The sequence below is a fragment of the Pseudomonadota bacterium genome (assembly GCA_034189865.1).
Lineage (GTDB): Bacteria > Pseudomonadota > Gammaproteobacteria > UBA5335 > UBA5335 > JAXHTV01.
The window spans coordinates 1-21,476 of sequence record JAXHTV010000016.1 but is presented as its reverse complement, the minus strand read 5'-3'; the positions used below and the strand labels follow the sequence as shown (position 1 = coordinate 21,476).

General features: G+C 58.4%; 21 protein-coding genes and 1 tRNA gene. 10 read left to right on the top strand and 12 right to left on the bottom strand.

All coding sequences use genetic code 11. From position 1 onward, the window contains the following. Nucleotides 1-44: 44 nt before the first annotated feature. From SVU69_08950 to SVU69_08935, 4 genes are read right to left on the bottom strand one after another with little or no spacing between them, the layout of a single operon-like run. Nucleotides 45-536 (bottom strand): Fur family transcriptional regulator, encoded by a 492-nt coding sequence (locus tag SVU69_08950; protein ID MDY6943128.1) that lies wholly within the window; start codon nucleotides 534-536, stop codon nucleotides 45-47. Beyond that, nucleotides 533-1,402, bottom strand: a complete 870-nt coding sequence (locus SVU69_08945; protein MDY6943127.1) for a metal ABC transporter permease — start codon at nucleotides 1,400-1,402, stop codon at nucleotides 533-535. Before SVU69_08945 ends, SVU69_08950 begins: the two co-directional genes overlap by 4 nt. Continuing rightward, on the bottom strand, nucleotides 1,395-2,132 hold the full coding sequence (locus SVU69_08940; GenBank protein ID MDY6943126.1) for an ATP-binding cassette domain-containing protein: 738 nt from the start codon (nucleotides 2,130-2,132) through the stop codon (nucleotides 1,395-1,397). The genes SVU69_08945 and SVU69_08940 overlap by 8 nt, the downstream gene beginning before the upstream one ends. After that, nucleotides 2,129-3,016, bottom strand: coding sequence for a zinc ABC transporter substrate-binding protein (locus SVU69_08935; GenBank protein ID MDY6943125.1), 888 nt, complete (start codon nucleotides 3,014-3,016; stop codon nucleotides 2,129-2,131). Before SVU69_08935 ends, SVU69_08940 begins: the two co-directional genes overlap by 4 nt. A gap of 206 nt (nucleotides 3,017-3,222) precedes the next feature. Here SVU69_08935 and yidD point away from each other — a divergent pair, with 206 nt between their 5' ends. Continuing rightward, nucleotides 3,223-3,507, top strand: a complete 285-nt coding sequence (yidD, locus tag SVU69_08930) for a membrane protein insertion efficiency factor YidD (GenBank protein MDY6943124.1) — start codon at nucleotides 3,223-3,225, stop codon at nucleotides 3,505-3,507. Between the two features lie 37 nt (nucleotides 3,508-3,544). Here yidD and SVU69_08925 read toward each other — a convergent pair. Then, nucleotides 3,545-3,621 (bottom strand) — tRNA-Pro (locus SVU69_08925). 6 nt (nucleotides 3,622-3,627) lie between these two features. After that, on the bottom strand, nucleotides 3,628-4,596 hold the full coding sequence (locus tag SVU69_08920) for a polyprenyl synthetase family protein (GenBank protein ID MDY6943123.1): 969 nt from the start codon (nucleotides 4,594-4,596) through the stop codon (nucleotides 3,628-3,630). Between the two features lie 210 nt (nucleotides 4,597-4,806). On the opposite strand from SVU69_08920, the gene rplU reads away from it, so the two are divergent. The 4 genes from rplU to proB all read left to right on the top strand — a co-directional run bounded on the left by rplU (nucleotide 4,807) and on the right by proB (nucleotide 7,798). Beyond that, nucleotides 4,807-5,121: a 50S ribosomal protein L21 gene (gene rplU / locus SVU69_08915; protein MDY6943122.1), complete on the top strand. Its 315-nt coding sequence runs from the start codon at nucleotides 4,807-4,809 to the stop codon at nucleotides 5,119-5,121. Between the two features lie 86 nt (nucleotides 5,122-5,207). Beyond that, nucleotides 5,208-5,465 (top strand): 50S ribosomal protein L27, encoded by a 258-nt coding sequence (gene rpmA / locus SVU69_08910; GenBank protein ID MDY6943121.1) that lies wholly within the window; start codon nucleotides 5,208-5,210, stop codon nucleotides 5,463-5,465. A gap of 104 nt (nucleotides 5,466-5,569) precedes the next feature. After that, nucleotides 5,570-6,646, top strand: coding sequence for a GTPase ObgE (gene obgE / locus SVU69_08905; protein ID MDY6943120.1), 1,077 nt, complete (start codon nucleotides 5,570-5,572; stop codon nucleotides 6,644-6,646). A 27-nt stretch (nucleotides 6,647-6,673) separates the two neighbouring features. Next, nucleotides 6,674-7,798 carry a glutamate 5-kinase gene (gene proB, locus SVU69_08900; protein ID MDY6943119.1) on the top strand — a complete coding sequence of 375 codons (1,125 nt, stop codon included), beginning with the start codon at nucleotides 6,674-6,676 and terminating at the stop codon, nucleotides 7,796-7,798. A gap of 9 nt (nucleotides 7,799-7,807) precedes the next feature. On the opposite strand, the gene SVU69_08895 is transcribed toward proB, so the two are convergent. Beyond that, nucleotides 7,808-8,185, bottom strand: coding sequence for an MAPEG family protein (locus SVU69_08895; GenBank protein ID MDY6943118.1), 378 nt, complete (start codon nucleotides 8,183-8,185; stop codon nucleotides 7,808-7,810). A gap of 55 nt (nucleotides 8,186-8,240) precedes the next feature. Further along, nucleotides 8,241-8,513: a 30S ribosomal protein S20 gene (gene rpsT / locus SVU69_08890; GenBank protein ID MDY6943117.1), complete on the bottom strand. Its 273-nt coding sequence runs from the start codon at nucleotides 8,511-8,513 to the stop codon at nucleotides 8,241-8,243. Between the two features lie 211 nt (nucleotides 8,514-8,724). Between rpsT and murJ the strand changes: the two genes are divergently transcribed. From murJ to ispH, 5 genes are all read left to right on the top strand, one after another. After that, entirely contained in the window at nucleotides 8,725-10,290 is a 1,566-nt protein-coding gene (murJ, locus tag SVU69_08885; protein MDY6943116.1) for a murein biosynthesis integral membrane protein MurJ, read from the top strand. Between the two features lie 61 nt (nucleotides 10,291-10,351). Then, nucleotides 10,352-11,314: a bifunctional riboflavin kinase/FAD synthetase gene (gene ribF, locus SVU69_08880; protein ID MDY6943115.1), complete on the top strand. Its 963-nt coding sequence runs from the start codon at nucleotides 10,352-10,354 to the stop codon at nucleotides 11,312-11,314. A gap of 25 nt (nucleotides 11,315-11,339) precedes the next feature. After that, on the top strand, nucleotides 11,340-14,192 hold the full coding sequence (gene ileS / locus SVU69_08875) for an isoleucine--tRNA ligase (protein ID MDY6943114.1): 2,853 nt from the start codon (nucleotides 11,340-11,342) through the stop codon (nucleotides 14,190-14,192). Further along, nucleotides 14,192-14,674, top strand: a complete 483-nt coding sequence (lspA, locus tag SVU69_08870; GenBank protein ID MDY6943113.1) for a signal peptidase II — start codon at nucleotides 14,192-14,194, stop codon at nucleotides 14,672-14,674. The genes ileS and lspA overlap by 1 nt, the downstream gene beginning before the upstream one ends. 66 nt (nucleotides 14,675-14,740) lie before the next feature. Further along, on the top strand, nucleotides 14,741-15,679 hold the full coding sequence (gene ispH, locus SVU69_08865; GenBank protein MDY6943112.1) for a 4-hydroxy-3-methylbut-2-enyl diphosphate reductase: 939 nt from the start codon (nucleotides 14,741-14,743) through the stop codon (nucleotides 15,677-15,679). 60 nt (nucleotides 15,680-15,739) lie between these two features. Here ispH and SVU69_08860 read toward each other — a convergent pair whose 3' ends face one another. The 4 genes from SVU69_08860 to SVU69_08845 all read right to left on the bottom strand — a co-directional run. Then, nucleotides 15,740-19,156, bottom strand: coding sequence for a PilC/PilY family type IV pilus protein (locus SVU69_08860; protein MDY6943111.1), 3,417 nt, complete (start codon nucleotides 19,154-19,156; stop codon nucleotides 15,740-15,742). 866 nt (nucleotides 19,157-20,022) lie between these two features. Further along, on the bottom strand, nucleotides 20,023-20,577 hold the full coding sequence (locus tag SVU69_08855; GenBank protein MDY6943110.1) for a GspH/FimT family pseudopilin: 555 nt from the start codon (nucleotides 20,575-20,577) through the stop codon (nucleotides 20,023-20,025). A gap of 181 nt (nucleotides 20,578-20,758) precedes the next feature. Beyond that, nucleotides 20,759-21,238: a type IV pilin protein gene (locus SVU69_08850; GenBank protein ID MDY6943109.1), complete on the bottom strand. Its 480-nt coding sequence runs from the start codon at nucleotides 21,236-21,238 to the stop codon at nucleotides 20,759-20,761. 9 nt (nucleotides 21,239-21,247) lie between these two features. Then, the coding region (locus tag SVU69_08845) for a hypothetical protein (protein MDY6943108.1) at nucleotides 21,248-21,476 on the bottom strand (229 nt) is incomplete at its 5' end.

The following is a 21,476-nucleotide window of genomic DNA, read 5'->3' as shown; positions in this document are numbered from 1 at the left end:
TGAGTTGTCGGAATCTGGAGAGGGGACTTTAATGAAAAACCCGCCTAGTGATTTGCGCAGCGGGGGCAGAGCCCAGGGATCTCCATAGGACGGCTACGTACTCGAAAGCCCACCTTGACGGCTTCTTTCTCAATGGCCTGACCAATACTTGTCGAGCGTATCTCAGCCACCATCTGGCATTGTGTGCAGATAAAAAACTGGCCGCTATGATCGGTGGCGGGGTCGACGCAACCGACAAATGCGTTCAGCGTGTCCAGTCGGTGTACGACGCCGGCGTCGATAAGAAAGTCCAAGGCGCGGTACACGGTGGGGGGGGCTGCTTTGTGCCCTTCTTGCTGCAGCAGGGAGAGCAAATCATAGGCTTTGATGGGGACATGGTCTTGCCAGATGAGCTCCAACACCCGTCGCCTGATCGGTGTCAGCCTAAGCCCATGGGTTCGGCAGTGTTTTTCCGCGTCCGCCATGGCGTCGGCGATGCAGCGGCGGTGATTGTGCCGGGGCGAGGGGAATTGGCTCAGCACCGTTTCTTCCGTCATGTGCTTCCCCCTTCTTCGGCATGTGGTTTCTGCCGGATGATCGCCGTCCCACGGGGGGCCAACAACGACAGCACGAACACGCCGGCCGTGGCCAGAACGATGGTCGGTCCGCTCGGCCAGTCTGTGGCATAGGAAACAACCAATCCGCCCTGGACGCATAGGATCGTCAAGACGGTGGCGATGACCATCATCGAACCCACTGAGCGGCTGTAGCGGCCAGCGGCCGCGGCGGGCAATGTAAGCAACGCGATGACCAGAATCAGGCCCACGATCTGAATCAGTATGACCACGGTGAGTGCCACCAAGACCAACAGTAGGAGAGAAAGAAACGTTACCGGAATACTCCGCTGGCGTGCGAATGCTTCGTCAAAGCTGATCGCGACCAAGTATTTCTGATAGCCCAACAACACTGTGAGCAGCACCAGATCGACCCCGGCCATCATCAGCAGATCCGAGCGCCCGACAAAAAGAATGTTGCCGAACAAATAGCTCATCAAATCGACTCGGTAGCCGGGAGATTGATGCATGAAAATAATCCCCAACGCCATGCCCGTTGCCCACACCGCGCTGATCAACGTATCTTCATGCGCTCGCCATCGTAGGTTGACCCAGCCGATCAGCAGCGCCATCGCCACCGCGCTTAGGATCGCACCATAAAGCGGCGCCACGCCGAGCAAAAACGCGGCCCCCATGCCGCCCAAAACGCCGTGACTGATGCCGCCTGCCATATACCCGATACGGCGCATCACCACGAACGGGCCAATCAGGCCGCAGGCAACTCCGGCCAGGACGCCACCGATCATGGCGTTCTGAAGGAACGCGTGGTTTACCAGGTTGCTCAGGGCTTGTTGCGCCAATTCAAACATGGGCCCTGGTTGCTCCGGTTTCTGTGAGCGGTGGCTCAGGGAACATTAAGTGGAGTGCGGCTTCATGCTCGGCGCCGGGTGAGAGCTCACGGCCGGTTCGGTTAACGTAGAGGCATCGGTTTGCCCAGGTTTTCGCTAACTGAAGATTGTGAGAGACCATCACGACCGTTAACCGCTCGCTTAACCGTCCCAGTCGCTCAAACAGGCGTTGCTCCGAGGTGGGGTCGAGATTGGCCGTGGGCTCATCGAGCAGCAGCAAACGGGGTTCGGTCGCCAATGCGCGGGCGATCAGAGCCCGCTGCATCTCTCCCCCGGACAGTTTTGAAACCGCACGCTCCTTAAGAGCGAGTAGGCCCATATCGTTGAGCGCGCGGTCGGCCGTATGGCGTTCGGTCCGGGTATAGCGTAAGCGTGGCATCGCACCCTGCAGGCAACCGGTCAGGACCAGTTGTCGAACCGACAGCGGGAACCACGAATGTTGGGGTGCGAATTGTGAGACCCAGCCAATTTGGTTGCGCACGCGTGCGGGGTTGTCGCCCAAGGCTTCGATCCGACCGGTTTGAGTCGACAGTTGTCCCGCCATCAGCTTCAGAAGCGTGGATTTTCCGCCTCCGTTGGGCCCGACGATGAGCATGCGTTCACCGCGGCGCAGGGAGAATGAGATCTCCTCCAGCACGCTGTGCGTGCCGATTCGATAGCTGAGTCCTTGCGCTTCCACAACCACCGTCATGGGGGCGTCCGTTGCTCACTGACGAGGTTTGCGACATGCCGCATTTCGGCGAAGTAGTTCTCCGACAGGGGATCGGCGAGAATCACCCGCGCGCCAATCGCCTCGGCGACCACCGTCGCCGAACGGATTGCGTACTGCGGTTGGGCCCACAGGGTTTTCAAGCCCTCGGCGCGGGCCAAGTCGATGATAGCGGCCAATTCCCGGGCACTGGGTTCTTTGCCTTCGATCTCGATCGGGATTTGCCGGAGATGATAGCGGTCGGCGAAATAACCCCAGGCGGGATGGAAAACCAAGAAAGAGCAGCCTGCGCAATCGCTGAGTTGTTGCAGAATGTCTTCGTGCAATGTTCGAATCGACTGGGCGAAAGTCTCAAAGCGAGACGCATAGTCCGCAGCATAATCGGGGTCGAGTTGGGTCAGCTCATCGCGAATGACGCGGGCGATGATTTCCACATTCAATGGGTCGGTCCAGATATGGGGGTCCAGTATGCCGTGCGCGTGGTGTTCGTGGGCGTCTGATGCGGACCATTCGACTAGGCGCCGAAGCGCGATGTCTTTACGGAGATCCACGACTCGAAGGTTCGGGTTGCTTGCCCGTAATCGTTCCAGCCAGCCTTCCTCAAATTCGGCGCCGATTCGAAAGTAGACTTGGGCCCTGGTCAGCTCGATGGCCTCTCTCGGTGAGGGTTCTATGGCCTCGTGCCCGGCGCCCGGTGGGACCAAAACCATCACCCGAACGCGATCGCCCCCAACGGCCTCCACGAAGGTTTTCTCGGGTAACACACTGACCAATATTTGGATTTGATCGCTGCTTTCCTCTCCCTGGCAACCCACCAAAAATAGCGCGGTCGAGATGAGGATTATCCGACAGAGTTGTCCTGGCACAGTCTTCCTGGGCGTGGTCGCTACGTATTTGCTGAGGGGGAGGTTCAAGCGTATCCTCGCAAGGAAGATGATACATTGTAACGTTTAGAAAGAAGCGCATTCTAGCGAAAGGTGGCGCAGCTTGCACGACTGTCAAATCTGGGATGAAAAAGCGCGGTGGGGTGTCCTGCTCCACGCACTGACCCGCCGGCACCTTGGGGCTTCCCATGCGCCTTGATCCGGTCGGTCGTCTCATGCGTGGACTGATCCGGGGGTATCAGGTTGTGATCTCGCCGCTGTTGGGTCCCCATTGTCGGCATACGCCCACATGCTCAGCGTATGCAATGGAGGCGATCCAGGTGCACGGGGCGTTGATCGGGAGCTGGTTGGCGTTGCGGCGTTTGCTGCGTTGCCACCCTTGGGGAACCTGGGGATATGATCCGGTCCCGCCGGAGCGAAAACAGATGAAGCAGGGCCGGCAAGAATCGCAGACGGTTCGGCGGGATAAATAAAAACGGCGCGGGTTGTACGTTCCGCGCCGTTAGTTATTGGTCGGGGTGACAGGATTCGAACCTACGACCTCTGCCTCCCGAAGGCAGCGCTCTACCAAGCTGAGCTACACCCCGGTTTGTTCAGTATCGCCTTTCGATGGTGAACAAAGCCAGTTGTTCCATCGCGTCGCGGTATTTGGATTGTTCCAGCACGGACAGGTGTGAAACCGCTTTATGGACTTCGTCCCGGGCGAGCCGCGAAGTGTATTCGATTGCCCCGGTCGATTCAATTGCCGCAATGACTTCCTGTAGGCGCGACACATCTCCCTTTTTGATGGCCCCACGGATCAGTTCGGCTTGCTCTTTCGACCCGTGACGCATGGCATGAATGAGCGGGATGGTGGCTTTGCCGTCTGACAGATCGTCACCGACATTTTTGCCGATTTCATCCGTGGAGCCGTTGTAGTCCAGAGCATCGTCGATCAACTGGAACGCATTGCCGAGATGCAAGCCGTATTGAGAGACCTGATGGGTCACCTCCGGCGCCGCTTCGGCAATTAGGGTGCCGATTTCTGCGCTGGCCTGAAACAATCGGGAGGTCTTGCTGCGGATGGTGGCGAAATAGTCTTTTTCCGACAAATCGGCATTGTATTTGTTCGAGAGCTGAATGATTTCGCCTTGCGCAATATCGTTCGCCGCGTCGGACAGCACTTGGACCACGTCCAGGCGGGAGACTCCGGAGATGAGCTGAGTTGCGCGCGAGTAGAGGTAATCGCCCACCAACACACTGGCCTCGTTTCCCCAGATCTCATTGGCAGTCTTTTTCCCGCGCCGCATCCGGGACTCGTCGATCACATCATCGTGTAATAATGTCGCCGTGTGGACCATTTCGGTCGAGGCCGCCAGCTTCACATGATCCTCGCCTGTGTAGCCACACGCCCGCGCCGCCAGTAGGACGACGGTGGGCCGGAGCCTTTTGCCGCCGCTGTCGATAATGTGGTGGCTGAGTTGCTGAATCAGCGTCACCGGTGATTCCAGTGAGGTCCGCATGAACGAGTCCACACGCTCAAGGTCGTCCGCCACTGAGGCAAGGACTTCGCGCAAATCCATAAATAATGTCTCGAAATCTCGGCAAAAAAAATCGCGCTATTGTAATCGACCGGACCGCGATTTGTGATGCTTTATTTTTTCAGGTGCTTTTCGGTGACGTTTATCGCGTGTAAATGCATTGACCTGCCCCGAGCACCCGGATAGAATTGCCGGTCTTTGTTCGTACCCATAAAGTACGGTTTCAGAACGCGCCTTTAGGGAAAATCCAAAATGTACGCGGTTATCCATACCGGTGGCAAACAATACCGGGTTCAGCAGGGCGACATACTGCGAGTAGAAAAGCTTCCGGCAGAAGAAGGCGGCACGGTCGAATTCGACAAGGTGTTGCTAGTCGGTGCCGGCGATGGCATCACGGTCGGTAAACCTTATGTCGAGGGCGGCAAGGTGACTGCCAAGGTGCGTGCTCAGGCGCGCGGAAAGAAAGTGGAAATCATCAAGTTTCGACGTCGTAAACATTACATGCGACGCGCCGGTCATCGCCAAGACTATACAGAAGTCGAGATCACCGGTATCGAAGGCGCTTAAAACCAGATAGCTGGATGGTGAACGCGGCGCAGGCACACCTCTTACATACGTTGTGCCAAGGCCCCAAAATTCAGAGGTGATTGACAATGGCACACAAGAAAGCCGGCGGTAGTACACGCAACGGTCGCGATTCCCATTCAAAACGCCTGGGCGTCAAGCGTTTCGGCGGCCAGGAAGTATTGGCGGGTAACATCATCGTCCGTCAACGCGGTACGCGTTTCCACGCGGGCGTGAATGTGGGTTGTGGTAAAGATCACACGCTGTTCGCGAAATCAGACGGACGCGTGGTGTTTGAAACCAAAGGTCCGAACAACCGCAAGTTTGTCAGCGTGATTGCCGACTAGCTACCGCCTTCGAAGTCTAAGGAAAGCCCTGCGTCCAACGCGGGGCTTTTTTGTTTGGGGACATTTAAAATAGCGTCATGGTTGCTTGGCGATAGGCATCTCAAATGAAATTTGTCGACGAGGCCAGTATTCGAGTCTTCGCCGGTAAGGGCGGCGATGGTTGCGTCAGTTTTCGCCGCGAGAAGTTTATTCCCTTCGGCGGTCCGGACGGGGGTGACGGGGGCGACGGGGGTAGCGTTTATCTTCTTGCCGACCCGAACATCAATACGCTGGCCGATTTTCGTGTTTCCCGTCAGTTCCGGGCGGAAAGTGGCGCCAGCGGACGGGGACGTCAATGCACCGGCAAAAGCGGCGCCGACTGCATTGTGCCCGTTCCTGTGGGTACTTTGGTCTACGACATGGAGACCGAGGAGATGCTCGGAGATCTGGTTGGGCCCGGCCAAAAGTTGTTGGTGGCCAAAGGCGGTTTCCATGGTTTAGGCAACACCCGCTACAAGAGCAGTACCAATCGGGCACCGAGGCAGTTCACCAAGGGCACGCCCGGAGAGCAGCGCGAACTCCGGTTGGAGCTGAACGTCCTCGCCGACGTCGGTTTATTGGGCATGCCCAACGCCGGGAAGTCCAGTTTTATCCGCGCGGTTTCCGGGGCGCGTCCGAAAGTGGCGGATTATCCATTCACGACCTTACATCCCCACCTGGGCGTCGTGTCGGTGGGTACGCACCGGAGTTTCGTGATTGCCGACGTGCCGGGTTTGATTGAAGGCGCTGCCGAAGGAGCGGGTCTCGGTATTCGCTTCCTGAAGCATTTGCAGCGCACCCGCCTGATTCTCCATATTGTGGATGGGTCGTCTGATCCTGCCGAATCCGATTTAGTGGGAGAAGCGCGGACATTGGCGGCTGAGTTGGAGCGGTTCAGCCCGGATTTGGCGGTCCGCGAACGTTGGTTGGTGCTGAATAAAATCGATCTGCTGACGCCCGAGATGCGCGAGCAAAAGCTCAGAGAACTCACCGATGGTCTTGAGTGGCAGGGACCGGTTTTTTCCATCTCCGCCAAAACCGGCGAGGGGACCCGGACCTTATGCGAAGCGCTCATGCAGCGGCTAGAGCAGTTCCGAGCGGAGGCGACAGATTCCGCGTCTGCGCAGCCGTCCGACGAACCGTATGATCCCTTGGAAACCTGAATACGCAGCGGTGTGATGTCAGAGTCCATGTCGAACCGAGTGCATTATGGAGCCAGCCGACGCTGGGTGGTTAAAGTGGGCAGCTCGTTGGTGACCAACGACGGGCGTGGCCTCGACGAGCAGGCGATTTCCGCGTGGGCTCATCAAATGGCTGCGCTCAGCCAGCTGGGAAAAAAAATGGTGCTGGTTTCGTCCGGGGCGGTGGCTGCGGGCATGGTGACCTTGGGCTGGTCGACGAGGCCCCACGCCCTGCACGATCTCCAAGCCGCGGCCGCTGTGGGCCAAATGAACCTGATCCATGCCTACGAACGGGTTTTTGCCACCCACGGTCTGCATACCGCGCAAGTGTTGTTGAGTTATGCCGATTTGACCGACCGGCAGCGCTACCTCAACGCACGCAGTACCTTGCGTACTCTCTTGGACCTCGGGATTGTTCCCATCGTGAACGAAAACGACACGGTCAGTACCGAAGAGCTGCGATTCGGGGATAACGACACCTTGGCCTCATTGGTGGCCAATCTGATTGAGGCCGATTTACTGGTGCTTTTGACGGACCAGGCGGGGCTTTTCAGCGCCGATCCCAGATCCGACCCCAAAGCCGAGTTGATCGCCGAAGGTCGAGCCGGCGATCCGGCGCTGTCTGCTTTGGCGACACCTCGCCCTGGGGCGTTGGGGCGGGGGGGGATGATCACCAAGCTGGGTGCCGCCGAGCGGGCGGCGCGGGGCGGCGCGGCCACCATCATCGCATCCGGGCGGGTAGCGCACGTTCTGCCGGCTATCGCCGACGGACAGGAAACGGGCACGTTGCTCGTCCCTGGTCGGGCGCCTCTGGTGGCGAGGAAGCAATGGATTTACGGACACTTGAAATCCCGTGGCGAGCTACTGATCGACGCCGGTGCGGTGCGGGTGTTGCAAGAAGGTGGGAAGAGTTTATTGCCTGTGGGCATAACCGACGTTCGCGGTGAGTTTTTGCGTGGTGATTTGGTGGTTTGCCGGGGGCCGGATGGTTCAGAAGTCTCGCGTGGCTTGGCGAATTACAGCGCATCCGAGTGCCGGCAGATAGCCGGTCAGCCCAGCGGGCGTATCGAGAGTATTTTGGGTTATGTAGACGAGACGGAAGTGATTCACCGAGACAATATGGTGGTTGCTTAAAGGGGCAGGTTAGGCCGCGCTGACGAAAAGCCCGATGATGCAAGCGAACGCCGCGGTCCAAACCAAACTGCGTAAGGTCGCGGCGTTCAGAATATACATCGCCATGTAGAGGGTGCGCAGCGCGACAAATGCCAAGGCCCAACCGTCAATGGTGGCCTGTGCGGCGCCGCCGGTCAGGTGGGCGATAATCACCGCGGCCGCAAACGGGGGAAAAGCTTCATAAGCGTTTTGCTGGGCCCAATTGGCCCGCAATCGCCAGCCTTGTTGCGATTCCAAAAATGGCCGGACCGAGCGATTATCGAAGCCGGCGGCACCGGCCTTGGCCACGGTGGAGCCGAGCAAAGGCATAATCGCGGCGATAAGAACGCACCAGTACGCAACTGTCATTGTGATTTACCTGTCCGAGACGATTCACGCGGAACGACCCGGTCAGTTACCAACCTTAGGCTTGCTGTTTGAGGGCTTTCAGGCGGCGATTGAGTCGGCTCTTGTGTCGAGCGGCGGTATTGCGATGCAAGATGCCTTTGTTGGTCATTGAGTCGATGACCGGTACAGCCGCGGTGTAGCTGGCCTGAGCCGCTTCCGGATCACCTGCATCGATCGCTTTAGCCACGTTCTTAATGTAAGTACGCTCGCGGCTGCGAAGGCTCGCGTTGCGTTGACGGGCCCTTTCCGCTTGGCGGGCGCGCTTGCGCGCTTGGTTACTATTGGCCATGGGACTCCCAAAACCGCTGAAAATGAAATGGAAAGGGGCTGAATGATGCGTGGATCCGACCTCATTGTCAATCATTCCCTGCGCGGGTTGTTGGTCGGGCCCCTAGCGCACGGCAGGTCGGGTCGCTACCATGAGTCGTTTTTCTTTCCGGACCTGTGCCCCTGGGCGAATTGACGCCACATCACAGTCCGCCCGCAGCTAGGGTGACGGCATGGCACGAAACCTCCTCAAATCGACCGCGATTGTCAGCGCCATGACGATGATCTCGCGTGTGCTCGGTTTCGTTCGCGACGTGATTTTTGCTCGCTACTTCGGCGCGTCGTTGGCCATGGACGCATTTTTTGTGGCCTTCAAAATCCCCAACTTTCTTCGTCGTTTGTTCGCCGAGGGCGCTTTCTCCCAAGCCTTCGTGCCGGTGCTGTCGGAATACAAAAACGAACGTTCGGCAGCGGAGGTGCGCGAGTTGGCCGATCGGGTCAGCGGGACCTTGGGCCTGATATTGCTCGCGGTGACCGCCGTTGGTGTTGTCGGGGCGCCGGTATTGATTTTAATTTTCGCCCCCGGATTCGTCGGCAACGCCGGGCAATATGATTTGGCGGCGAATCTGCTGCGGGTGACGTTTCCGTATTTGTTTTTTATTTCGCTCACCGCGTTGGCAGGCGGGATTCTCAATACCTACGGCCGGTTCGGGGTGCCGGCCTTTACGCCGGTGCTATTGAATATCTGTTTTATCGCGGCCGCGGTGTTTGTCGCGCCGCACTTGGCCGAACCGGTTTACGCCTTGGCGTTGGCCGTGTTCGGTGCGGGTATGGCGCAGTTACTGTTTCAGCTGCCCTTTTTGTGGCGTTTGAAAATGTTGCCGCGGCCTCGCTGGGGGTGGCGACATCCCGGCGTCAAACGCATTCTGGGTTTGATGTTGCCGACCTTGTTCGGCGCATCAGTGGCCCAGATCAATCTCTTATTCGACACCTTGATCGCATCGTTTCTGGTCACGGGTAGCGTGAGTTGGCTTTATTACGCCGATCGCCTGATGGAATTTCCGCTGGGGGTGTTCGGTATCGCGCTGGCCACGGTGATTTTGCCCAGCTTGTCGCAACGTCACGCAAACGCCGATCCGAAGAATTTCAGCGCCACATTGGATTGGGCCCTGAGGCAGGTGTTCCTGATTGGGTTGCCGGCGGCCTTGGGCTTGGGTTTGCTGGCCGGGCCGATGCTTACGACGTTGTTTCACTCCGAGGTATTCGATCAACACGACGTGGCCATGTCCGCCGCCAGTTTGTCGGCCTACGGCGCGGGTCTTTTGGGTTTTATTTTGGTCAAGGTGCTGGTGCCGGGGTTTTATGCCCGTCAGGATACCCGCACGCCGGTGCGTATCGGAATCATCGCCATGGTGACCAACATGGTTCTCAATGTGTTGTTTGTCGTTCCGATGGTTTGGGTTGGCTACGCGGCACCCCATGTCGGCCTGGCATTGGCGACCAGCGCATCTGCCTTTCTGAATGCGGCACTGCTGTATCGCGCTTTACGCCGGGAGAGCGTCTATACGCCGCAGCCGGGTTGGTGGCGTTTTGCGCTGAAGACATCCATCGCCGGGCTGGTGATGGCCGCAGGACTGTTGTTGCTGGTGCCCCCGATGACGGCGTGGTTCGGATGGTCCGGTTGGCATCGTGCCGGCCAGCTCATCCTTTGGATCTTCGGCAGTGCCGCGGTTTATTTTCTTGTTCTGGTGTCGTTCGGCTTCCGTCCCAGGGACCTGCGCTCGCCCGCGACGCGATGACAACCGGGCGTCAAGCCTTATAATTGACCCCCTTAGTTAGGCAGCCCTCGGCATTGGGGTCATGCAATTTATACGTGGACTGAACAATCTGCAGCCGTTACGCGGGGGATGCGTGGCCACCATTGGAAACTACGATGGTGTCCATCGTGGGCACCAGACCGTGTTGGCCCATTTGGGTCAGCATGGCGACGCACTCGGACTGCCGACGGTAGTCGTGACCTTTGAGCCTTCCCCACAGGAATTCTTCGTGCCGGCCGACTCGCCGCCACGGTTGACCCGGCTTCGGGAGAAGCTCTCCTTGTTGCGTGCCTGTGGGGTGGACTATGTCTTGTGCCTGCGATTTAACAAGCGCTTGGCGTCCATGTCACCGGCGGATTTCGTGCATGATTTGCTCGTCGAAGGATTAGGCGTTCGTTATTTGGTGGTCGGTGACGACTTCCGGTTCGGCCAGGGGCGGCGCGGCGATTTTCATTTCCTGCAGACGTGCGGGCTCGAATCTGGTTTTGCGGTTGAACACATGCCGACCTTCGCCGTCGAGGGTGAGCGGGTCAGCAGTTCGAGGATTCGCGCCGCCTTGGCCGAGGGCGATCTGGATATGGCCGAGCGTTTGTTGGGACGCCCGTATAGCTTGTGCGGGCGGGTGATTCATGGTGATAAGGTCGGTCGCACCATTGGTTTTCCCACCGCCAATATCTCCCTCCGGCGGCGGGCGAGCCCCTTGCGGGGAATCTACGTCGTCACGATCAACGGTCTTGAGGATGGCATTGCTCCCGGTGTGGCCAGTATCGGCACCCGTCCCACCGTCAACGGAACACGGGAGCTGCTTGAGGTCCACCTGTTGGGGCAAAATCGGGATTTGTACGGGCAGTTTCTGGAAGTGACATTCCTCAAGCGCCTGCGCGATGAAGAGCGGTTCTCCTCCGTGGAAGCGATGCGGCGACAAATCGAACAAGATGCACACGCTGCACGAGATCATCTCGGGCGGCTCGGTTTTTCAACTGGGGCATTAACGGGCGCGAATTGAGTCCACTACCGATCAGGCAACTTCGATGACCGATTACAAGAACACTTTGAATCTACCCCAGACCGCATTTCCCATGCGGGCCAATCTGGCCAAGCGGGAGCCCGAGATGCTCCGCTTCTGGAACGAGATGGATCTATATGCGGGCTTGCGCGCGCAGCGAGCCGGTCGGTCACGTTATGTCTTGCATGACGGTCCGCCCTACGCCAATGGCGACATTCATATCGGTCACGCCATCAATAAAATCCTCAAGGACGTCATTGTCAAAAGCCGTTTGATGCAAGGTCTGGATGCGCCCTACGTCCCAGGTTGGGATTGTCACGGATTGCCGGTTGAGCTGGCGACCGAAAAGGAAGTCGGGAAGGCCGGCGTGGCGGTCTCGGCGGGCGAGTTTCGGCAGGCGTGTCGGGACTATGCGGCCCGCCAAGTGGATCGGCAACGAGAAGGTTTCATCCGTTTGGGTGTGCTGGGAGACTGGCAGCATCCGTATTTGACCATGGACTATCGCTACGAGGCGGATACTGTCCGTGCCTTGGCGCAGCTGACCCGAAACGGTCACTTGCACCGGGGCGCCAAGCCGGTTCACTGGTGTATCGACTGTGGCTCGGCCCTGGCCGAAGCGGAGGTCGAGTATCGTGATCGGCGGTCACCGGCCATCGATGTGCGATTTGAGTGTGCAGAGCCCGAGCAGCTTTTGGCGCGCCTGGACCACGTCGAGGGGGTGGAGGGCGACGGTCCGCTTTCGGTGGTCATTTGGACCACGACGCCGTGGACGCTTCCTGCGAACCAAGCCGTGGCGGTACATCCGAAGTTGGATTATGCCCTGGTGCAGGTGGCCGACGGTCCGCGGGGGCGCGAGCGACTGCTGGTGGCCGAGGCGCTGCTGAAAGACGTCATGGGGCGATGGGGTGTGAGCGACTATCGCGTTATTGCCTACGGCGCGGGCCAAGCTTTGGAGGGCGTGTTGGTTCGCCACCCCTTCCTGGAACGGGAAGTGCCCATTGTTCTGGGTGAGCACGTGACCACAGAGGCGGGTACCGGCCTGGTCCACACGGCGCCAGCGCATGGCTTGGACGACTACAACGTGGGGGTTCGCTATCACCTGTCCATGGACAATCCGGTGGGTCCGGACGGTCGGTTTCTGAGCGGCGTGGAACATGTCGCCGGCCAATCGGTGTTGAGCGCCAACGACGTCATCGTAGAGCTACTGAAAGCAGGCGGTGCGTTGCTCAAGGTCGAGCGATTGCAACACAGTTATCCCCATTGTTGGCGCCACAAGACACCCATCATTTTCCGTGCCACGCCACAGTGGTTTTTGAGCATGGAACAATCCGGGCTGCGGGCGGCCGCGTTGACCCAAATCGACAAGGTTCGTTGGTTACCGGAGTGGGGGCGCGGTCGAATCGAGTCCATGATTCAGGGGCGACCGGACTGGTGCATTTCGCGTCAGCGTCATTGGGGTGTACCGCTGGCTCTGTTCATCCATCGCGAAACGGGCGAAGCGCATCCCAACACGCCGGAACTGATGGAACAGGTCGCCGCCCGGATCGAGCAGAGCGGCATCGACGCTTGGTTTGTGTTGGATGCGGCGGAGTTGCTCGGTGAGGAGGCGGTGAATTACGAAAAATCCAACGACATCCTCGACGTGTGGTTCGATTCAGGTGCCAGTAATTGGTGCGTGATGGAACAGCGTGATGAGTTGGGCTACCCGGCGGACTTATATCTTGAGGGCTCCGACCAGCATCGCGGCTGGTTCCAGTCATCATTGTTGGTGGCAGTGGGTCGGCGGGGCAGTGCGCCGTACAAGAGCGTGTTGACTCACGGCTTTGCTGTGGATGCTCAGGGCCGCAAGATGTCGAAGTCCGAAGGCAACGTCATCGCCGTCGACGACGTCGTCGGCCGGCTCGGCGCGGATGTGCTGCGGCTCTGGGTCGCTGCGACCGATTACCGGGCGGAGATGAGCGTTTCAGACGAAATTCTCACGCGTATTTCCGATTCCTATCGACGCATCCGTAATACGGCCCGCTACCTGCTCGGGAATATGCACGGCTTTGACCCGGCTCGTGATGCGGTGGATATCGATGGCATGCTGCCGCTGGACCGCTGGGCGATTGGCCGGGCCCAGTCGATACAGCAACGGGTCGTGGCGGCCTACGACAAGTTTGAGTTCCACCGCGTGTATCAGGACGTCCACAATTTCTGCGCCGTGGACATGGGTGGATTTTATCTCGATGTGCTCAAAGACCGCTTATACACGGCCCCGGCCGAGAGTCTGGCACGTCGTTCGGCGCAGACGGCGCTCTACCACATTGCCGAGGCCTTAGTGCGGTGGATTGCGCCCGTACTGAGCTTTACCGCCGAGGAGATCTGGCAGAACATGCCCGGCGCCCGATCCGAGAGCGTGTTCTTAGCCGAGTGGCACCCGTTGCCGGAATTGACGCCCACGGCGATCGAGCTGGAACACGGTTTAGATGCGGCCTTCTGGGATCAATTGCTGGAAGTGCGGGAGTGTGTGGCCAAAGAGCTGGAGGCCTTGCGGGTCGCTGGCGGGATCGGCGGTGGATTGGAAGCGGAAGTGGATTTGTATCTGGGCGCCGAGATCCATCCGAAACTGGCAGCATTGGGCGAGGAGCTTCGGTTTGTTTTCATCACTTCCGATGCCCGTTGCCATCGCGACACCGCGCGGAGCGATGATGCCGTCCACTACACTTTGCACAGCGGCGACGAACTGTGGATTGCCGTGATGCCATCAGATAACGGCAAATGTGAACGGTGCTGGCATCGCCGGGCGGACGTTGGCCGTGACGGCGAGCACCCCTCACTCTGCGGACGGTGCGTCACGAACGTAGCGGGGAAAGGCGAGGAGCGCCGATTCGCGTGATGTCACGGTCATGGCAAGCGCCGCTCGGTTGGTTTGTGCTGGCCAGCTTGATTGTGGCGTGCGATCAGTTCAGCAAATGGTTGGCCTTGCGTTGGCTGACCCCCTACGAGCCGTGGCCCATAGTGCCGGGGTTCAATTTGACCTTGGTTTATAATCCTGGGGCAGCATTCAGTTTTTTGAGTACGGCAGATGGATGGCAGCGCTGGTTTTTTCTGGCCCTTGCAGTGGGTGTCAGCGTTTGGCTGAGCGTTTGGCTCGTCCGGCTACGCAAGGGCCTGGTGATCTTACCGATGGCCTTGAGCCTGATTTTGGGTGGTGCGATCGGCAATGCCATTGATCGTGTCTTGCATGGACACGTGATCGATTTTATTCAGCTTTACTATCAACAGTGGTATTGGCCGGCTTTCAACGCGGCTGATTCCGCGATTACGGTGGGCGCGGCGGTTTTTCTTTGGCTGAGTATCCGCGGCCAAGAGCGCTGACGCATCGTTGGGACTTGGCTGGTCAATGACCATTGTCGCCTCATCGGCGACCACGCGTGGAGTCTTATGGATATTTTGCTCGCTAATCCCCGGGGGTTTTGTGCCGGCGTCGAGCGTGCCATCGATATCGTCGAGCGGGCCTTAGAGCTTTACGGCCAGCCGATCTATGTGCGGCACGAGGTCGTTCACAATCGCTTCGTGATTCGCAGTTTGAGCGAAAAGGGTGCCATCTTCGTTCAGGAACTGGATGAGGTGCCGGACGGTGCCACCGTGATTTTCAGTGCCCATGGCGTTCCGCGCTCTGTTCAGGACGATGCCAGTCGCCGCGGACTGCATGTGTTCGACGCCACTTGTCCACTGGTCACCAAGGTGCATGTGGAAGTGGGTGCCTACGCCCGTAAGGGATTTGACGTGGTGTTGATCGGTCACGCCGGTCATCCAGAGGTCGAGGGCACCATGGGGCGCTTCGAGGCCTGTCACGGCGGCCAGATTCACTTGGTCGAAACGCCGGATGATGTGGCCAAGCTCAAGGTTCAGGATCCCGATCGTTTGGCTTTTGTAACCCAAACCACCCTTTCGGTTGACGACACCCGCCGGGTGATCGATGCCCTCCGGGAGCACTTTCCGAACATCCAGGGTCCTCGCAAGGACGATATTTGCTATGCCACGCAAAATCGCCAGGATGCAGTCCGGGCGCTGGCTCGTCAGGTCGATCTTGTGCTCGTTGTCGGGTCGCGGAACAGTTCCAATTCCAATCGTCTAAGAGAGCTGGCGCAAAGCGAAGGGCGTGCCGCTTATCTGATCGACGGACCAGAGGATATTCAGCGGGAGTGGTTGGCTGGTGTGAATAAGGTGGGTGTGACTGCCGGCGCTTCGGCCCCCGAGCAGTTGGTGAAAAAGGTCGTCGATCAGCTTACCGCCTGGGGTGGTCGGTTCGTCGCCGAAACCGACGGGCCGGAAGAAACCATCTATTTTGCGCTGCCCAAAGCGCTGCGTACGAATTAAGCCTCAGCCGGCCACAAATCATGTGGCCGGCTGAGCATCCTCTTTGTTTTCCCAGTCGAACTACTTGTTGGCGACCCAGGATGTCCGGGTGGACGGATTTTCGATCGGACTGGGCACGATCTCCGGTCCGACCAGAATCTTGACCTTGCCACCAGGCGGGAAATACACCACCGGCGAGGCGGGAATGCCGGGTCGCTTGAGCAGCATGTCTCGGTCTTCTTTGACCAGCGGATTGTCGTCGTCGCCATTCAGCGGCCGGGTGGGCGTCGCGTCCAGCAAATTGACGATATAGAAGTATCCCGAACCCAAACCCGATGAGCAGGTGGTTCCGCCTTCCGGCGGGGTAGGGGTGTAGGTGGAAAACATGACCTGGCCGTTGGCGATCAAAGGATCGGAGATGGATTTTTCGCCGGACTTTTCCAGGTCGAGATACCAACCATGGGCGCTGCCACGGAGCGTTGCCAAGGCGGTGTCCGCGTCCTCTGCCGAGCCTTGGCCGATGACGTTGGCTGTGGCGTTATATAAGTCGTCGTGTGAGTATTTGGTGTAACTCACGTCCCCCGATTCGTTCAGCGGCGGCCCGTAAATCGAGAGCTGTCGCAGCATATAGAAGCGATCGTCCACGGTTTGGTCCAGGGGGTGTGCGCGCCAGCCAGAGCCGAAAGCAACGGCGAGAAAGATGTCGCCCTGGTCCCTGGCGAAGGCCACTGATGGTGGGTAATAAATGCGCCGATTGTTCGCGTCATCGCCGCCGATGTCGGCAATGACCCCGCCGGTAACCAGGTCGCTCACGGAGGTGGCGCCGTTGTCAATGTCGAAACGCCACAGTTGCCCGCCCATATCACCGACAAACAAGATATCGGCCAAGCCATCCCCGTTGGCATCGACGATTCGCAGATCCGATGGGATGGAATAGATCATATCGTTGAACTTAGCGGTGAAGTCGTCCGTTTCCGAGCTGTCTTCGGCGCTGGTGCCACCGGACCAGATCAATGCGCCGGTTTCCGCATCCACGATATAGACGGCGCGTCCCACGCCGTCCACGGTGCGTGTGGTGTCGGAATCGTTGGAGTCATCGTAGCCGCCAGTAAACATCAGGACGTCGCGCACTTGAGTTCCGATGCGGACCTTCGACTTGCTCGCCCGTGACCAGGATTGGCCCATCTCCGAAAAATCACCGCTGTCTCCGCCGCCTTTAATCACCCATTTAAGGACCGGATTGCTGCGGTCGGAGACGTCCACCGCATAGTAGTTGTTGCCCCCCCGACGCATGCCGAAGTAGAGCTTGACGAAATCGCCCTCCAAAGCAGGGTTGATGGTCGTTGAGCCGTTATTCTCCAACCACAGGCTCAGCGGGCCGTCCAAGCCATAGACTTTTCCGCCATCATCGTCAGCGTACAAATCTTCCAGATTGGCCAGTAGCTCTTTGGGGATAAACGAGAACTGTTCGCTGCCGTCGCTGGTATCCACCGCATGGAGGTAACCTTCGTTGGTGGTGGCGAATACGGTCGCGTCGGGTGCATCTTCGGTACCACCATAGATGACGACCAGCGGCCGGCTATGGAGCAGGTCACCCATGCGCGGCCTTGCATCGATAAAGCTGTCGTCGTCATCGTCGTCCAGAATGTCGACGCCGCGCGCCCATTGAATGAGGCTTGTCGCATTCGTCACCTGGTTTTCCAGCGCCAATAGCGGTTCCAGCGTCGCGAGATTGGACTCGTGGAGCGGATAGGACGCCAACGAAACATTGTCCGGACTGTCCGGTCCGAAATAGGTGTATACATTGCGTGGCAGGCTCAACTCGTTGGCCATGCCGCCGGCGATGACATCATCTCCGTCGATATCCGAACTCCAGAAGCTGCGCGCCCCGGATTTAAACGTTCCGGTGTTAGGGTCGACCGCGGGAAAACCCAGCTGATCGACGATTTCTCCATCCTCGTCGTAGTCCGAATCGAAGCGATACCGTTTCAAATTCCCGAACCAGTGGACGGTATCTTCCGGGCGGAACAGCGCGAAATACAACTCATCACGGTGTTCCAGACGGTTGAACGCATTCACGGAGACCGCCGGCGCGGTAAATAGTCCGTTGCGGGAGAGGATCTCGAGAAAGACCGACGTGAGCGCTTGGTTGAGTTCATCATAGGTGTCGGCCGTGTAGTATTTGCCACCACCCTTGGCGGCGGTGTCGTCGAGCAGGCTTTGGTCGGTGTGAAAACCAACGGTGTAGGTGACAATGTTGTTGATTGTGTCCTCGGTTTCGTTAACCTGCGCCTGGTCGTTTTCGTGTAGCCACTGGGCCAGATCATCCAGGCATTGACCGCCATTGGAGCCGCCCGTACCGGAATTGACGCCGCAGGTGCTGCCGATAAGAGACTCGATCACGTTGTTGGCATCATTGTCCCTTCGGGGTTCACCGTCGGTCAGGTAGACGATATTGTTCTTTTGGCATACATCGATGATGGGGGATATGTACTTACCATCGGCATCCAGGCTGGAGGCTACGCTGGTTCCCGGCGAGGTGTACAGGCCGAAGTGCGGCGCTTCTCCGCGGAAATAGCGGGCGGCTTCATACAGCGTTTCGGACAGGGGGGTCGAGCCCTGGTCGGTAAAGGAGTCAATGCTGGTGTTGAAGGCGCTGCGGTTGGCGGCAATGTCGGCAACTGGAAGGGTGACGTAGCCGCCCCGGTTCCCAGAGTAGTCACTCCAGTAATCATCGTCGAAACGCATCAACCCGATATTGACACCGTTCAAGCTGGCGATCAGGTTTTTGGCGATATCTTGAACGATCTCTAGCCGCGTCATGGTGGCGGCGCTGCTGTGGTACAGATACCAGTTCAGATAGTTTCCGGAATAGAGCGTGATGGGTTTCCACTTCGTGACCTGAACGGTGGAACCCGTGGTCCACGGATCTGCACCGCTGCCGCTGGCGGCACGATTGGTATACCGTCGGGACGAGGCGCTATCCTGACCATGGACGCCGGCGTCCGCCAAGCACTCGAAATAGTTGTCGTTCCCGTGAAAATCATCATTGGGGGAGCGCCAGCGCCAGGAACTGTTGCCACTGCTGGTTTTCTTTTTGCGCCATTGGGTGGCTTGAGCGATGTACTGCCCGGTGGTCGATAGCGATCCGGTGGCCGCATCGCAGGTGTTAGCCGCCACGGGAAACCAGTTGTCAGTGGCGTTGGAACCGTCACAGGCACTGGGCGGGTTTCCCGATGTGCTCCAATAGATTCGATTCACATCGCAGGCACCATCGTAAATGGTAGCGGAATCGAAGGGTGCGGAATCCATTTGCTCTTCCGTTCCCATGCTCCCGGAGGTGTCGACAATAAACAGGATATTCGGGGCTGAGGTGTCCGCCTGGGGTGTGACGTAAATTTCCGTGTCGTCTGCATAGGCGGGAAAACCCGCCATAAAGCTCACGACACAGGCGCATAGAAAGACGATGGTGCGTCGGGTTCTAACAAACGTTGTCATGGTTCCATCCTCGCCTCTAGCGTTCGCCCGTTGTGGAATCTAGGTGATTGAGCCGCGGCAACATGGCCTGCTACCCGTAGACAGAGCGCGCGACCATGGGGCGTGGGCCGTAACAAACGGTTGCGGGAAGGCCGTCGTGAGCCGGTGCGCAGTGGCACGGCAGTATCGTCCCGTCCGTTACGATCATCGTTTCCGATGTCACTCGAAAAACGTGCACCGGACAGTCCGAACACCTCAGTTCGGTCAGCCGACCTCTGATCTGTTCCATGGGGACGCGCTCTGTGCCACCGAGCTTGTCGGCGTTTTATGTAGAAGGCGGCTAACGGATCAATGGATGTGCGCGCAGAACCTGGGGCGGCGGGTTGGTCCGAAGATCGGCGATGGCCTGTAATCCCAGGTTGTCCCGGCGTGCGCTTATCGCGCTGTGAGGGATCGGGGCGAAACGTGAGGAAAATGCTCGGCGAAATCATCGCTGAGCGTTTATCAATAACAATCGCCGACCGTCCATGGCAGTGCATGGCGACGAACGAGCCAATATGACCGGTCATGTACCTTCTCCGTAGCCACCAAAGTTTAATGACGACTCGGTTCCACCCTAACGGGCGGGGTTCGGCTCTGATCGATTGTTATTGTTGGCCGGTTTTACCGGCTGTCTATTGATGAATAACGTTTGTAATTTTAGTTGCTGTTTATCGGTTGCTTGGCGAGTCACTACCAATAACCTGTATAGCTCATCGGCCGTCACGGTCGACTCTGAATGCCAGGCATTGTCATGACCGACGAATGGTAGCCGATCAGTGACGAGTGGATACGCGAACCTTCGGACTTGCTGTCAACTGGTCCAGCGAACGAGGCGGGGGCGGAGTTTAAGCGCATCGAAGGTAGTCGTCGGCATCGCGAGTGGTCCGCACACGGCCGGTTGCGCTGATGACCAAGCTCTTGGCGTATGGTTCACCGCGGCCATCGCAAACAAAAAATCGGGCGTTGATCCCACCGGCCGCTCCAGCGGCGTCAAAACGGAGATAGGCGATACTGGTTCGGGTTTTTCGCAGCCGAATGCCGGGTGGTAGAGATTCGGCGACTCGAATGATTCGGCCGCCGTCATCGTCGCAACGGCCGTCGAGGTCGCTGTCGCGGCATTGCTCATCACCGTTGGGGTCTGTGAAGGTCATCCAGCCGAGTTCCCACTGATCGGTCTTATCGCAATCCGGTGTGCCGCCGGTGGCGCAAACGACGGTGGAGGTTTGGTGGTAAACGGCCGTTTGGCGGGCGGTTCGCAGATGGGTCAGCAATTCGTTGTGTGCTCTGGAAAGACGATTATCGCCGATCAGCGCTGCCACACTGGGGGACGCAATGGCTAGAAGTATGCTCACGAGGGCCGAGACCACAATGAGCTCGACCAGGGTAAATCCCTTGGACATGGGGTCACCATCCTTGGTGTTGATAAGTTTTTTTGGCCGCGGATTTGGGGCGGCTGATAGTTGTTATCCGTCCGGCATTCCGTCGAAACGGTTAGTCGAATTATACAGCGAGGGGCTTTAGATGGAAGTGGGCCCGTTCAATGCGATGAACGGGCCTGGGTGGATTTTCCCGCGGTGCGGTTTACCAGCACGTAGCTGTGGTGTCTTCATCGTCTCCGTTTCTTGCTGACCGCTGACCGGCTTGGTTGATCGTCATACTGGCGCAGTCGGTGTCGTTGACTTGTGCCTCGCCGCTGGCCGGGGTCGTCGTGAGTGTGAAGGTGGTGGCGGTTACGCTGCTTGCCGCCAAGTCATAGTAACCTTCGTCCGATGTGGCCGCTAAGTCGGTATCGCATCCTGTATAGCCGGTGGCGGCGGGATTCTGACTCGCGCATCGTTCCATCTGCTGAGCGGAGACCATGAGTAGTGTCATCGCATCCGAGCGGCGCGCCTTTTGCATCTGACCTTGATAAGCCGGCACGGCGACAGAGGCGAGGATACCTACAATCACGATCACGATCAGCAGTTCGACCAGGGTGAAACCCCGTTGAGGCTTTACCCAGACCGGCTCCGAATCATCGGAGCCGGCAGATAGCATCGAATGGTGGGTCATTTTTCGCATCACGGCTGACTACTCCGTCTCTGCGACCCACGACGTGCGTGTGGTCGGGTTGCTGATTGGGCTGGGAAGAATTTCCGGCCCAATGAGGATCTTGACGTCACCTCCGGGCGGGAAATATACAACCGGCGAGGCGGGTATGCCTGGGCGATCCAACGTCGAGATTCGGTCCTCTTTAACCAAATCGGCATTGTCAGCACTGTAGAAGCGCATGGTGGGCGTGGCGTCGAACAAGCTGACA